The organism is Streptomyces sedi (assembly GCF_006335015.1).
Classification (GTDB): Bacteria; Actinomycetota; Actinomycetes; order Streptomycetales; family Streptomycetaceae; genus Streptomyces; species Streptomyces sedi.
This window is the reverse complement of sequence record NZ_VDGT01000008.1, coordinates 176,211-189,178: the sequence shown is the minus strand read 5'-3', so window position 1 is coordinate 189,178 and position 12,968 is coordinate 176,211. Positions and strand designations below refer to the sequence as shown.

Genomic DNA, 12,968 nt, shown 5'->3' with positions numbered 1-12,968 from the left:
GGGAACGCCTCAGGCGGGCCCCGGCCGGGCCGGCTCCGAACGGCCCGGCGCCGTCATCGACTGGTCGGACCGCGGCACCACCGACCAGACCGCCCAGCCCTACGAAGTGACCATCCACGACCTGGACGCCGCCCGCCTCCCCACCTCCAGGGCACCGCGATCGACGCCCAGGAGCCAGTCCCCGCCCCCGCAGTGCTGCCGTGGGCGTGCGGTCAGAAGATCGTCTCACTGGACGCGATCTGCGTTCACCAGAGCCCGGGGGCCTCTTCGGTTGGCTGTCGATCCTCCGGGAGGCCGGGGGGCACGGCGGTGTCGCGGAGTGCGTCCCAGTTGTCGTAGTGGGTGGCCATGGTGAGGAGGAGGTGGGCGGTGGCGTAGGCGTCGTAGGTGGCGCGGTGGCGTTGGGCGGGTGCGTGGGTGAGGTCGGTGCCGGTGTGGGTGAGGAGGGCGTCGAGGGTGTGGCGGGGGGCGTCGGGGTAGGTGGCGCGGGCGAGGCGGAGGGTGTCGATGACGCCGGCTGGGCGCCAGTCGGGGAGGTGTCGGGAGAGCACCTGGTAGTCGACGTGCGCGTGGTGGGCGCAGATCCATGCCGCGCCGAGCAGCCCGTGCACCTGCGGCGCGACCGTTTCCCACCTGGGGTGGTCGGCGAGCTGCTGGTTGGTGAGGCCGTGGACGCGGGCGGCGAACGGGGTGACGGGGTTGGGGGGTTGGATGAGCCAGTGGCCGGCGGTGGTGGTGTCGGGTTGGCCGTGGCGGATGGGGAGGGCGGCGACTTCGACGAGGTCGGGTGGGTTGGCGCCGTTGCCCTCGACGTCCACGACGAACAGCGGTGGCCAGGTGGTGAAGTCGTTCATGGTGTCCCGTCCCGGGCAGGGGCCGGCCAGCCGATGTCGGCGCGGCCGTGGCGTCGGTGGTGGTGTGGCTTGGCGCGGTCGTGGCACTGGTAGCCGTGGGTGTGCTGGAGGTAGTAGCGCGGTGGTTCGTCCAAGCCTTCCACGACGATCGCCCGCTCGGTGACCTCGACTTCGCCGGTGGCGCCGAGTGTGCGGGCCTGCTCGGCGACCTCGGCCGCGTCGGGTGCGCGCCAGGCGTCGGCGCAAAGGTTGAGTTGGGCGCGGGGGCAGATGTCGCACAGTTCGCGGATGCCGTAGTGACCGTTGTAGTCGGCTCGACCGTGGGCATAGGTGACAGCGCAGGAGGTCTTGCGGAAGAGCGCCCCGAAGCGGGCGTCCGGGTCGTCGGCGCGGTGGAAGGCGGCCAGGACGCGCGCCTCGCTGTCCTCGGGAAGGATCTTGCGGCGGGCGGTGTCCTCATACGGGCTGGGCAGGCCGTTGGCCTGGTAGTAGGCGGCGATCTCGTCGCGGTAGAACAGGCTGGTGAAGACGGTGGCGTGGGCGTGTTCGGCGAGTTCGCGGGCGCGGGCGAGGTGGGTGGGGGTGTCGTTGAGGCCGGGGACGATGGGGCGCCAGTACAGGACGGTGCGGTAGCGGCGCGCGTGGGCGTGGAGGGTGCGCAGGCTGGCGGCGGCGATGCGGGAGTCTGCCGGCTCGATCCTGGGGTCGTCGATACCCGAGTGGGTGACCAGGACGGTCAACGTGATGTTGCGGAAGGAGTTGAGCACCGCGCAGTCCTCGGGCTCGACGCGCCAGCGGGTGATGACCAGGACATGGTTGGTCAGGCCCTGTTGGTCGAGGAGGCGCAGCACGTGGAAGGTGTGCGGCTTTACCGGCGGGAGCATCGGGTCGGTGGCGCGGTTGAAGATCTGGACCGGGGTGCGGTGGGGCTGGAAGTAGCGGTGGCCGACGAGTTGGGCCACGGCCTCCTCATCGCTCATCAGTGCCCGAGGAGTCTTCATGGCGTAGTTGTCGAAGAGGTGGCGGACGCAGTAGCCGCAGTCCAGCGGGCAGCCGATGACGTGGTTGAGGGAGAGGCCGGACTTGCGGTACTCGATCACCTCGGCCAACTCGGGCTTGAGCGCGGCGATCTGGCGCTGGTCGAGTAAGGGCAGGGTTCGGCGGTGGCTGGCGGCGGGGTGGTTCGGGTTCATGGCTGGGGCCTCCTGGCGTCGCGGGCGTGCGGCAGGTCGGGGAGGGTGGGGTGGAGGAGTTGGTGTTGGTGGGCGCCGTACCAGGTGCCGAAGTCGCGGCGCGCGGCGGCGGGGTCGTCGCTGGTGTGCACGAGGTTGTGCACCAGCCGACCCTCGGCGCGGGCGGCGGCCAGGCTGTCGGTCCCGAGATCACCGCGGATGGTGCCGGCGGCGGCCTGGGACGGGTCGAAGTGCCCCAGCAGCCCACGTAGCGTCCCGGCGATCCCGACCGGTCCGTGGGCGAGCGCGACCGTGACCCGCTGGCCGACGTACATGGCGCGCAGCGCGCCGGGCACGTCCACGTCGAACCAGTCCGCGTCCACCAGCAGATCCCAGTAGTGGACGAAGACCTGCCAGTCGGCAACCGTGAGCGTCGTCCTGGCGGAGACGTCGGCCACCGTGGCGAGCCGGTCCAACACGGCGTCCGCCAGGCCGAGGCGCACACAGTCGGGCTTGAGGAGCACCACGCTCCACCGCTCCCAGTCGATCCCGCCGAGTACCCCGCCCCGGAACTCCGGCGGCCGGGCGGCGGGGATCACCGCCCGCCTCCGGCAGGGGCGATACGGCGCGGCCAGCGCTGGGCCATCAGCCACCGGAACCCCGGGTCCAGCGCGGCGAGAACCGGCTCGGTGACCGTCTCGCCAGGGTGGTGGGTGATCTGGCGGTGGGCCTCGAAGAGCAGGAGCACCTGCTGCCAGTAGCGCGGCAGGCCCAACGCGGCGATGTCGTCCGGCCCGTACGCGGCCTGGTTGATGCGCAGCAGGTGCTCGTGCTCCAACACGGAGGCGATGGTCTGGAAGGTGGTCTCGCGCGGTAACTCCGGGAAGGGGAACGCGAGAACGGGAGACGTGTCGCGGGTGCGCGCCTCGCCGAGGACCCGTTCCGCCTGGGGTAGGTCGCGGTCGCCGAGGTGGAGCGAGCCGACGTGGTGGGTGTAGCTGCCCAGTTCGAGGCCGAGCAGGTTGGCGGCGAACTCCTGGATGAGGGTGAAGGAGAAGATGTCGGCGACCAGGCCCCGGTTGGCGTCGTTGGCCCGCATGTAGCAGACCATGTGCAACCGCCCCTCACGCACCAGGAGGTGCAGGGCGACGACGCACGACACGTCCGGGTTGTCCGCGACCGCCAACTCCTCCGGCCGGAAGACCGACAGCACCGCGCGCTTGCTGTCGGCCTCCGTCCGCAGCAGGTCCAGAACCCGGTCGAACTGGGACTGCCCGGAGCCGGGCACCGGGTTGAACAGGCGCGCCCCGTAAGCCGAACCGATGGTGACTCCGTCGCGGGAGAAGTCCCGCATCCGGGGCGAGTAGTGCGCCATCATCGCCAGGTCGTCCCGACCGGCCAGGTACCAGAGCGCCTCGGCGAAGTGGAAGACCGGGTTGACGCGCCGCGCCGAGAGATAGGGCAGGCGTTGGCGTGGGTCGGTGAGGCGGAACGACAGGCCAAGACACTCGTGGCTGCTGTTCCCCCGGGGCGCATTGCGGTACTCGAACGCGCCGTCGATGTGAGCGAGGACATCAAGATAGGCGTCCTCGAAGGTGGCATACGCGGGCGGTTGGTGCATGAGACCTCCGAGAGTTGAGTGATCGGGGTCGTTCATGACGCGGGCCAGCCGAGCGACGAGACTCGGCAAGCCGAGAGCTTGACACTACTCACCGTTCAGCACTGCGAACTCCGCGTCGAGGTCGACGAGGGTGCAGCGTTTGAGGGCGACGACGAGTTGGGAGGCGAGGAACCAGTTGCTGGCGCGGTGGCCGTAGGGGAGGTACTCGTCGACGTGGGCGGTGAGGCGGGAGGTGCCTGGGGTGGGGGTGTAGAGGGTGCCAAAGACGCCCCAGATCCTGGGGCGGCGGGAGCGGACGGCGACCGGGCGGGACAGGTGGGGGCAGTGGCGGGTGGCCAGGGCCGCGCAGCGTAGGCAGACCGGGGGCTTGGTGGACTTGACGCCCTCGTAGTCGTTGGAGCCGTCGTGGTTCATCAGGAACAGCCAGCCGTCGCGGGTGTGGCTGGCCGTCTTGCCGCAGACCTGACACAACCGCTCGGCCTGCGCCCGGCGTTGGCGCACCGGGTGAACGGCGCCGAAGTTGTGCTGGAACTCCACCTCCGTCTCCTCGGCGCCGGCACCCCGGACGACCCGAAGCGTCAGGTCCTTCACACGGCGCCGACCGCGGAAGTCGTAGCGGTCCGTGTCCGTAGCGAAATCCCGGCCGCCCGGCGGCAGATCACCGGATATCGCGGGCAGGTGGCGCAGGTAGCGAGCCAGGCCCAAGACCCCTGACAGGTCGCCGACCTGCGCATTGAGATTGACGTACTCCATCGACCTTCGTCTCCCGATTCTGGCTTCCCGGCTGACCGACGAATCGGCACAGACTCACCAAATGAGGTGACGTCTAAGCCCTCCGGGGAGGCGTCATAGTTGATGGCCCACCAGCCGCCTTGATTACACGTTGATTCAACAGGTCTGCGTGCTGTAATTTCGATCGTCGGTTCGGTTCTGGGGGAGGCGTCATGTCGAGACCGTCTGACTGGTCTCCGGTGGATATGGATCGGGACCCGACGCCGGGTGATCCCGATGAGGTGCGGGAACTCGCCGAGGAGTTACAGGAGTTCGCCGACGACGTCGGCGAGGCGCTGGGGAAGATTCGTGGTCTGGCCTCGGAGCGCGCGGTATTGGACTGGGCGGGGCTGTCGGCGGACGCATTCCGCCGGGAGTTCGAGGGCGTCCCGGACAACCTGACCAAACTAGAAGATAGTTACTCGCTTTGTGCCCAGGCGCTGAACGCCTACTGGCCGAAGTTGCAGACGGCGCAGGGGATGGCTGATCGCGCCCTGGACCGTGCGATCTCCGCGCAGCTCGATCTCGCGTCGGCTCAGTCCGCTCTCGGTGACGCGACGGACTGGGTGAGTCGTGCCGGCGAGGAGGCGGAGCGGCTCCAGCGGGAGGGGGAGCGGGAGAGTGTCGAGCCGCCGGACGAGAACGATGTTCGGGCCGCTGCAAGGGACCAGCAGGCAGCCGACGCCGCGGCCACCGCCGCTCAGGGGCGGGTGAACGACGCGGAGGAGCGGCTGTCCGCCGCCCGACAACTCGCCCAGGACGCACGCGAGATGCGTGAGGAGGCCGCTCGGGTCTGCGCCCAGGAGGTTGAGGAAGCGTCGGACGCCGGTATCCAGAACCGTCGTTGGTGGGAGAAGGCCATCGACTGGGTCACGGACAACTGGGATACTCTCGTCGAGGCGTGCAAGCTGGTCGTCGCGGTCCTCGGCATCGTCGTTCTGATCATCGGTGGCCCTCTCGCCTGGGTGGTCTTGGCCGCTGCGGTCGTGGTCCTCGCTGACACGCTCATCAAGTTCGCACGGGGCGAGGCGGGCCTGCTCGATGTCGCGTTCGCGGCACTTGACTGCATTCCCGGCATGAAGGGCCTTACGACTCTTGGCGGCCTGGCCGCCGGCCTGCGTGGAGTGGCGCGGGCAGGTCTGCGCGGAACAGCGCGCAACGTGCGCAACGCGGCGGTCCGCGGCCGGGACATGCTTGCCGACGGGTTCCAGTCGGCCTACGCGCGAATGCGCTCGCTGATCCGCAGCGGTGGAACTGACCCGGTGGACCTGGCGACAGGGAAGATGTTCCTGCCGCAGACCGATGTGACGCTTCCCGGTGTACTCCCGTTGCGATTCGTCCGGAGAGTGGAGTCCGGCTACCGGGCGGGCCGCTGGTTCGGGCCGTCCTGGTCGTCCACCTGCGACGAACGCCTTGAGGTGGACGACGAGGGTGTGGTTTACCTCTCTGCGGACGGCATGATCCTCGCTTACCCCCACCCTGGGGAAACAGGCGAGCCGGCCTTGCCGCTGCGTGGTCCGAGGTGGGAGTTGGTCAGGAGAGAAGGAGGCGGCTTCCGTCTGGCCCAGGCGACCGGCGGTGTCATCCGCTACTTCGCCGTTCCCGATGACCGGGGCGTTGCGCCGCTCGCTCGGGTGACGGATCGCCATGGAAACAGCGTCGAGTTCGATCACGCTCCCGACGGGACACCCACCGCAATCCGGCACTCGGGCGGCTACCATCTCGGCGTCGTCACCGACGCCGGGCGCATCACCGAACTACGCCTGGTTGGCGCCGGGGCACCGGGCACCGATGTCACGGTCAAACGCTACAACTACGACGACGTGGGCAACCTGACCGAGGTCGTCGGCTCCAGCGGTCTTCCGCTCCGGTTCACCTACGACGACCGGCAGCGCGTCACCTCCTGGACCGACACGAACGACCTACGCTACGGCTACAGCTACGACGAGCGCGGGCGCTGCGTGGCCGAGGGTGGCGACGCGGGCGACTTCTCGTTGACCTTCGACTACGAGGAGACGCTGGAGGAGTGGCCTGACCACATGGTCACCACGTTGACTGACGGACGGGGTGCGCGCACGCGCCACGTGGTCAACGAGAACTTCCAGATCGTGGCGGAGATCAGCCCAAGGGGTGGCGCGACGCGCACCGAGTACGACATCGATCACCATCTGCTCCGCCACATCGATTCGTTGGGGAACGTGACGCGCTTCGAGAACGACGCTCGGGGACTCCCCGTGGCCGTTCACTACCCGGACGGACGAAGCACGCGCTACGGCTACAACTCCTTCGGCCAACTCACCGAGATCCGTCGGCACGACGGCAGCCTGTGGCGACGGAAGTACGACGACCGGGGAAACCGGACGGCCGTGATCGACGCCGCCGGTGTCGCCACTCACTACGAGTACGACGACGCGGGGAGACTTGTCGCAGTCCAGGACGTGCACGGCCAGCGAACCACCATCGAACACAATCCTGCCGGGCTCCCCGTGCGCATCACCGATCCGCTCGGGGGGCGTGTTGTGCGCCGGTACGACGCCTTCGGCAGAGTGAGCGAGGTGGTCGACCCGCTCGACGCGGTGACCAGGATGTGGTGGACCGTCGAGGGCCGGATCTCTCGTCTTCAGCGACCGAACGGTGCTGAGGAGACGTGGAGTTACGACGCCGAGGGCAACTGCCTGCGCCACGTGGACGCCAGCGGCGGCGTGACCCGGTACGAGTACGGTCGGTTCGACCTGCTCAGGACACGCGTCGAACCGAACGGGGCACGATACGAGTTCGCCCACGATCCCGCCACCCTGCTGCTGACGCGGGTGACCAATCCGCAGGGGCTGGTCTGGGACTACGTTTACGACCTCGACGGACGCCTCGCCTCGGAGAGCGACTTCGACGACCGCCGGGTTGCCTATCGACGCGATGCGGCCGGCCGACTTGTCGGGCGTACGACGCCCCTGGGAGAGGACATCGCCTTCGAGCACGACGAGGTGGGGCGCGTTCTGAGCAAGGACGTCGTCGGGGTACGCACCACCTATGAGTACGACGCCGCCGGCATGATGGTGCGTGCCGCCACGCCCAAGTCGGAGATTCGCTGGTCCCGGGACGAGGTCGGCAGAATCGTGGCCGAGACCGTCGACGGCCGCACGCTTTCCTACGGGTACGACGCGGGCGGCCGGTGCACGGAGCGGGCCACCCCCGGCGGCTCCACCACGCTGCACCACTACGACGCGGCAGGGCGTCCCGTCACCCTCAATGCCTCCGGGCACACCCTGGATTTCGCCCACGATGCCGCCGGACACGAGCTGTCCCGGCTTTTCGGCGACTCCGTCAGTCTCACCCAGGGCTGGGAGCCGACCACAGGCCGCCTGGCGTGGCAGGCGGTCCAAGGCCCGCAGGGGAGAGTGGCGGAACGTTCCTACACCTACCGCCCGGACGGTGTGCCAACCGGTATCGACGACCAGAGCAGCGGTCGCGTGGATCTCGAACTCGACTCCGTCGGTCGTGTCGTCGAGGTCAGTGCACAGGGCTGGCGTGAAACCTACGCCTACGACGAGGCCGGCAATCAGACGGTTGCCAACTGGCCGAGCCACCGGGCGGAGGGAACCGCCCGGGGCGAGCGCCGGTACATCGGCACCAGGTTGGTGCGGGCCGGAGGAGTCCACTACGAGTATGACGCCGCCGGCCGCGTGGTCCTACGACGCAGGACCCGCCTCTCCCGCAAGCCGGACATCTGGCGCTACACCTGGGACGCCGAGGATCACCTAACCTCCGTCACCACTCCCGACGGAACCCTCTGGCGTTACACCTACGATCCGCTCGGTCGCCGAACAGCCAAGCTTCGTATGGCCGCGGACGGCGAAACCGTCCTGGAGCGGACGGGCTTCACCTGGGACGGCTCCACCCTCACCGAGCAGCACACCTCCGCGCCCAACTCGCCGGACCTCGTCATCACCTGGGACCACCACGGCGTGCGCCCGGTGGCCCAGACCGAGCGACTGGCCGACACGGACAGCCAGGAGGAGATCGACAGCCGCTTCTTCGCCATCGCCACCGACCTCGCCGGCGCTCCCACCGAACTCGTTGACGAGGCCGGCGACGTGGCCTGGCAGGCCCGCGCCACCCTGTGGGGCGTCACTTCCTGGAGCAGGGACAGCACAGCCCACACCCCGTTGCGTTTCCCCGGGCAGTACCACGACCAGGAAACTGGGCTGCACCATAACCACCACCGCTACTACGATCCCGAGACCGCCCGCTACATATCCCGCGACCCCCTCGGCCTCGGCCCGGCTCCCAACCCCGTCGCCTATGTCTCCAACCCCTGGGTCTGGGTCGACCCTCTGGGGCTCGGCCCCTGCCACGGTCTCCTGGAACACGGCGGCAACGTCCACTACTTACCCCTCGATGACTACGGTCGCGCGACGGGCGTCGACGCCGTGCTCACGCGCGGCATGTTGGACACGGGCTCCCCGGCCAACCCCGCCATCCACCCGTCGGGCTGGAGCGGACATGGCACCCTGTACAACGAGGGTCGCGGTCATCTCTTGGCCGACCGACTCGGCGGAAACGGCGATCTGGAGGAGAACCTGGTGACACTGACCCAGGACCCCACGAATACGCCGATCATGCGCGACGAGATCGAGGCACTCGTCTACGACGCCGTCGACGCCGGGCAGACGGTTCGCTACGAAGTGCGCGCCCACTACCCGGGACCGGGTGACATCCCCCCGTCGGGGCTGAGTTTCCACGCGGTCGGTGATGGCGGATTCCGCCTGGACCGCTATCTGGAGAATCCGGCCGGCATGTTCGGCTTCGGAGAGACGGGGCAACTGTGAGCGTCAGGGAAGAACTCGTGCGGCTGGTGCCGCCGCCGGAGGGTGTCAGCTTGGGCGTTGACTGGCCAGCCCTGGAGGAGGAGTTGGGGAGCCCGTTGCCGAGCGACTACAAGTGGCTGGTGGAACGCTACGGTCCTGGGTCCTTCGACAACTTCCTTCACGTTCTCCAGCCGACGTCGCCCTTTCCTCCGATTCGCCTGATGTCCTCCGCGGACCGGGCGGCGGAGATTCTCGACCAACTGAGGGAGAAGGAGGACATTCCCTTCGCCACGGAGGAACTGCTGCCGGTCGCCAAGACGGACAACGGCGACACCGTCTACTGGGTCACCCGCCCCGAGGACGATCCAGACTCCTGGACCCTCACGGGAAACGCGGCGCGGAACAGGAAGTGGCCGGTCTTCGACGGTGGGATTGTGGCGTTCCTGGCGGCGACTCTTTCCGGTGCCCACAGGATGGAGATCTTTCCCAACGGCTTTCCTACGGAGAGTCCCGTGTTCGTCCCCCTTCCTGGATGACCTCGGCGGAGACTGCGAGGGGGAGGCGGTGTGCGGGAAAGAGCTCCCGAGATGGGGTGCCAGCGCCTCGCGGCGGTGAAGGCGGCACGGGCCCGGCGAACGCCCTGGGGTCGCGGCGGGGGCCGAAGCAATTGAGCCCCACCCGCATCTTGGCTGTTTTTCCCCAGCTGTTCCCCTACCGTCCGCTGCTCCTGCCCAACATCACAAAACAGCAGCTCAGTACCCCTTCCTCGCGCGAAGGCTGAGACGATCTTGCGCCGACGCGTCGGTGGGCACGAAGTGATTGAGTACCAGCTCGCCCGGCTCGTCAACGTCGCCGAGCTGGCGAACATCAGTATCCGTGTGGTCCCGCTCGCCGCCGGCGCTCACGCTGGGATCGTGACGGGGCCGTTCAGCATCCTGCGCTTCCCGCTCACCGGTGACGGGAAGGAGACCGAGCCGCCCACGGTCTACGCGGACGGATACACCGGCAACCTGTATCTGGACAAGCCGAAGGAACTCGAACGGTACGAGACGGCGTTTCGGGGAATCTGGCAGGCAGCGCACGATGAGCAGGCGTCGCAGCGCCTTATCGCTGAGGTGGCAGGAGAGTATGAGCAGGGCTGATCTCAAGAACGATGTGTCGTGGTTCAAGTCGAGCTACAGCAACGGCACGCAGGACTGCGTGGAGGTCGCCGACCTCCACGGAACGGTCGGGCTGCGCGACACCAAGGACCGTGAGTCCGGGGTCGTGACCGTGGGAGCCGCTCAGTGGCGTTCGTTCATCGCCGCCACGGACGAGCTGTTCGCCCACCGACCGTAACCAGAGCGCCAACCTGCCCCCGTTCCCCGGCGACGAGCCAGCGGAACGGGGGCACGTCGCGCTCAGCCGTGCTCGGCCCTGCCGTTCCCCGTCTCTGTGCGGCCATCCGGAAGCTACCGCGAGGCGCGGCCTCCCAACCGCCGAGCCCTTCGGGGCGAACCCGTGATGGACTCGCCATATGACGAGGCGTGTGCTTTACCTGATCGGCTGTGCCGCGCCGCCCGTGCGGTACATCGACCGGCCGGTGCGGGAGGCGCGGCGGCGGGGGTGGGAGGTGTGCCTCGGGCTGACGCCGACCGCGGCCACCTGGGTGGAGGGGCGGCTGCCGGAGTTGGCCGCGTTGACCGGCCGGGAGGTGCGGACCGTTCACTCGGTCCCGTGGAAACGTTCGGACTGGCCGCCGGCGTCCGTGATCGTGCTGGCCCCCGGCACGTTGAACACCGTGAACGCCGTGGCCCTCGGGCTGACCCTGACGTGGGCGGCGGGCGTCGCCGTCGAGGCTGTGGGGAAGCGGCTGCCGCTGGTGGTGATGCCGTGCGTCAACACCGGCTACGGCGCGCATCCGCAGTTCGCCCGGTCGCTGGAGGTGCTGCGCGAGGCGGGGACGCGGGTGCTGTACGGACCGGGCGGGTTCGTGCCGAACGAACCGGGTGGCGGCGATCCGGAGGCGTTCCCCTGGGAGTTGGCGCTGGACGCCGCAGAGGAGTGGGGCTGAGGGGCTGACTGGCTTCAACGGCGGCGGGGCGTTGGTGCTGACCAGGGACAGGCCCGCCTCACCCCGCCTCACCCCGCTTCGCGGCTTCGGCGATCAGGCCCTCCAGCGGGGCCTGGAAGACATCGGCGCGTCACGCCTATCGAACGCCGCACGGCGACCGCTCAGTTGTGTATCAGCGACGGCGCGGTGTGCCGCGCTCAGTCGCGGGTGGCGACGGCGTCGTCGCCGAAGGACGCGGCGAGCGCCCGCGCGATCAGGTCGGGCAGCCTGGTCCGCCCGTCGTCCTCGGTCCAGCGCGTCAGCGCCGTGTGCATCGCGGCCAGGCAGGCGCTGGTCGCCGCCTGGGCGCGAAACGCCGCGTCGGGATCGGTCGGGTGGTCTCCGAGGGCGTCGACGATGGTCTGTTGCAGCGCGTACTGGCTGTCCAGGTGCCGGGCCCGCAGCGCGGGCGTCGAGACCATGAGCCGGAGGCAGTCCAGCAGGAACCGCTCGCTCGCCGCCGCTTCGTCGCCGTCGCCGCCGGTCAGGGCCGTGGCCGCGTCGACGAGCGCGCCGCCGACGCGGTGGACCAGCGGAAGTGCCGCGGACGACGCGGCGACCCGCTCGGCGATGAGCCGGGCGGGCTGGTCGACGAGCACCAGGTCCTCCTTGGTGGGGAAGTACCGGTACACGGTCATCGCCGAGACGCCGGCGGCCTCGGCGACGTCTGCCACGGCCACCGCGTCGTAGCCGCGGTCGGTGAACATGCGTACCGCGTGCGCCTGGATCATGCGGCGCGTTTCGGATCGCCGTCGCTCCCGCAGCGTTGGCTGCCGCTCATTCATGTGTGAGACCCTACCGCAATGTTAGTGACTAACACTTTGATGGGTGGCGACGTGCGCGAACTGATCGGCAGAACGGCTCTGGTGACGGGTGCCTCGCGCGGAATCGGGCAGACGGTCGCCGCCCGACTCGCGGCCGAAGGGGCCATGGTCATCGTGCACTTCGGCACGGACGAGCGCGGGGCGGCGGCGACAGTGGACGCGATAGAACGCGCCGGCGGGACCGCGCTCGCCGTCCAGGCCGAACTGGGCGTGGACGGCGACGTCGAGACCCTGCTGGCCGGAGTCGAGGCCGGCCTGGCCGGCAGGCCGCTCGACATCCTGGTCAACAACGCGGCGGCGCCACCGGCCGGTCCGCTCGGCGTGACGACCCGGGCGGAGTTCGACCACCTGTTCGCGGTGAACGTGCGGGCGCCGTACTTCCTCATCGAGAACGCGTTGCCCCTGCTGCGCGAGGGCGGCCGGATCATCACGCTCTCGTCGGTGGCGACCCGGATGGCCAACCCGGCCCAGACGTCCTTCGCCATGACGAAGGGAGCGGTCGAGACGATGAGCAGGACCCTCGCCGCCCAACTCGGCCCCCGGGGGATCACGGTGAACGCGGTCGCCCCCGGAGCCACCAGGACGGCGACCAACGGGGCCGTCTTCGACGTGCCGGGCCTCGCCGAACAGATCGCCGGCATGACGGCGCTCGAACGGCTGGGCGGGCCCGACGACGTGGCCGACGTGGTCGCCTTCCTCGCCTCCGACGCCGCCCGCTGGGTCACCGGCCAGGTCATCGACGCGAGCGGCGGCCTGTTCCTCGGCCCACGCGTCTGACGGGCGAGGGCGAAGCGACGGCCGGGCGGGCTTCGTCCCACGACCCGCCCGC

Annotated in this window: 12 protein-coding genes; 6 read left to right on the top strand and 6 right to left on the bottom strand. The window is 69.4% G+C overall.

Going from position 1 to position 12,968, the window contains the following annotated elements; genetic code table 11:
• Window positions 1-245: 245 nt before the first annotated feature.
• The 5 genes from FH715_RS13125 to FH715_RS28905 form a co-directional block, all read right to left on the bottom strand.
• Window positions 246-854 (bottom strand): 3'-5' exonuclease, encoded by a 609-nt coding sequence (locus FH715_RS13125; RefSeq protein WP_139644699.1) that lies wholly within the window; start codon window positions 852-854, stop codon window positions 246-248.
• Entirely contained in the window at window positions 851-2,047 is a 1,197-nt protein-coding gene (locus FH715_RS13120; RefSeq protein ID WP_139644697.1) for a radical SAM protein, read from the bottom strand. The genes FH715_RS13125 and FH715_RS13120 overlap by 4 nt, the downstream gene beginning before the upstream one ends.
• Window positions 2,044-2,625 carry a nucleoside-diphosphate kinase gene (locus FH715_RS13115; RefSeq protein ID WP_246108721.1) on the bottom strand — a complete coding sequence of 194 codons (582 nt, stop codon included), beginning with the start codon at window positions 2,623-2,625 and terminating at the stop codon, window positions 2,044-2,046. The genes FH715_RS13120 and FH715_RS13115 overlap by 4 nt, the downstream gene beginning before the upstream one ends.
• The gene (locus FH715_RS13110; RefSeq protein ID WP_139644693.1) at window positions 2,622-3,647 is read right to left on the bottom strand and encodes a thymidylate synthase; all 1,026 of its coding nucleotides are present in this window, start codon (window positions 3,645-3,647) and stop codon (window positions 2,622-2,624) included. The genes FH715_RS13115 and FH715_RS13110 overlap by 4 nt, the downstream gene beginning before the upstream one ends.
• Before the next feature lie 84 nt (window positions 3,648-3,731).
• Window positions 3,732-4,400 carry a hypothetical protein gene (locus tag FH715_RS28905; protein WP_246108720.1) on the bottom strand — a complete coding sequence of 223 codons (669 nt, stop codon included), beginning with the start codon at window positions 4,398-4,400 and terminating at the stop codon, window positions 3,732-3,734.
• A gap of 191 nt (window positions 4,401-4,591) precedes the next feature.
• Here FH715_RS28905 and FH715_RS13100 point away from each other — a divergent pair, with 191 nt between their 5' ends.
• The 5 genes from FH715_RS13100 to FH715_RS13080 all read left to right on the top strand — a co-directional run bounded on the left by FH715_RS13100 (window position 4,592) and on the right by FH715_RS13080 (window position 11,276).
• Window positions 4,592-9,244, top strand: a complete 4,653-nt coding sequence (locus FH715_RS13100; protein ID WP_139644691.1) for an RHS repeat-associated core domain-containing protein — start codon at window positions 4,592-4,594, stop codon at window positions 9,242-9,244.
• The gene (locus FH715_RS13095) at window positions 9,241-9,759 is read left to right on the top strand and encodes an SMI1/KNR4 family protein (protein ID WP_170184718.1); all 519 of its coding nucleotides are present in this window, start codon (window positions 9,241-9,243) and stop codon (window positions 9,757-9,759) included. The genes FH715_RS13100 and FH715_RS13095 overlap by 4 nt, the downstream gene beginning before the upstream one ends.
• A 279-nt stretch (window positions 9,760-10,038) precedes the next feature.
• The gene (locus FH715_RS13090) at window positions 10,039-10,365 is read left to right on the top strand and encodes a Scr1 family TA system antitoxin-like transcriptional regulator (protein ID WP_139644687.1); all 327 of its coding nucleotides are present in this window, start codon (window positions 10,039-10,041) and stop codon (window positions 10,363-10,365) included.
• Window positions 10,352-10,561 carry a DUF397 domain-containing protein gene (locus FH715_RS13085; protein ID WP_139644685.1) on the top strand — a complete coding sequence of 70 codons (210 nt, stop codon included), beginning with the start codon at window positions 10,352-10,354 and terminating at the stop codon, window positions 10,559-10,561. Before FH715_RS13090 ends, FH715_RS13085 begins: the two co-directional genes overlap by 14 nt.
• Window positions 10,562-10,739: 178 nt before the next feature.
• Window positions 10,740-11,276, top strand: a complete 537-nt coding sequence (locus tag FH715_RS13080) for a flavoprotein (RefSeq protein WP_139644683.1) — start codon at window positions 10,740-10,742, stop codon at window positions 11,274-11,276.
• Window positions 11,277-11,473: 197 nt separating this feature from the next.
• Here the strand turns inward: FH715_RS13080 and FH715_RS13075 are convergent, their stop codons facing one another.
• A complete protein-coding gene (locus tag FH715_RS13075; RefSeq protein WP_139644681.1) occupies window positions 11,474-12,100 on the bottom strand; it encodes a TetR family transcriptional regulator in 627 nt (208 codons plus the stop codon).
• Between the two features lie 51 nt (window positions 12,101-12,151).
• On the opposite strand from FH715_RS13075, the gene FH715_RS13070 reads away from it, so the two are divergent.
• Window positions 12,152-12,916 carry an SDR family NAD(P)-dependent oxidoreductase gene (locus tag FH715_RS13070; RefSeq protein ID WP_139644829.1) on the top strand — a complete coding sequence of 255 codons (765 nt, stop codon included), beginning with the start codon at window positions 12,152-12,154 and terminating at the stop codon, window positions 12,914-12,916.
• The last annotated feature ends 52 nt before the right edge of the window (window positions 12,917-12,968 follow it).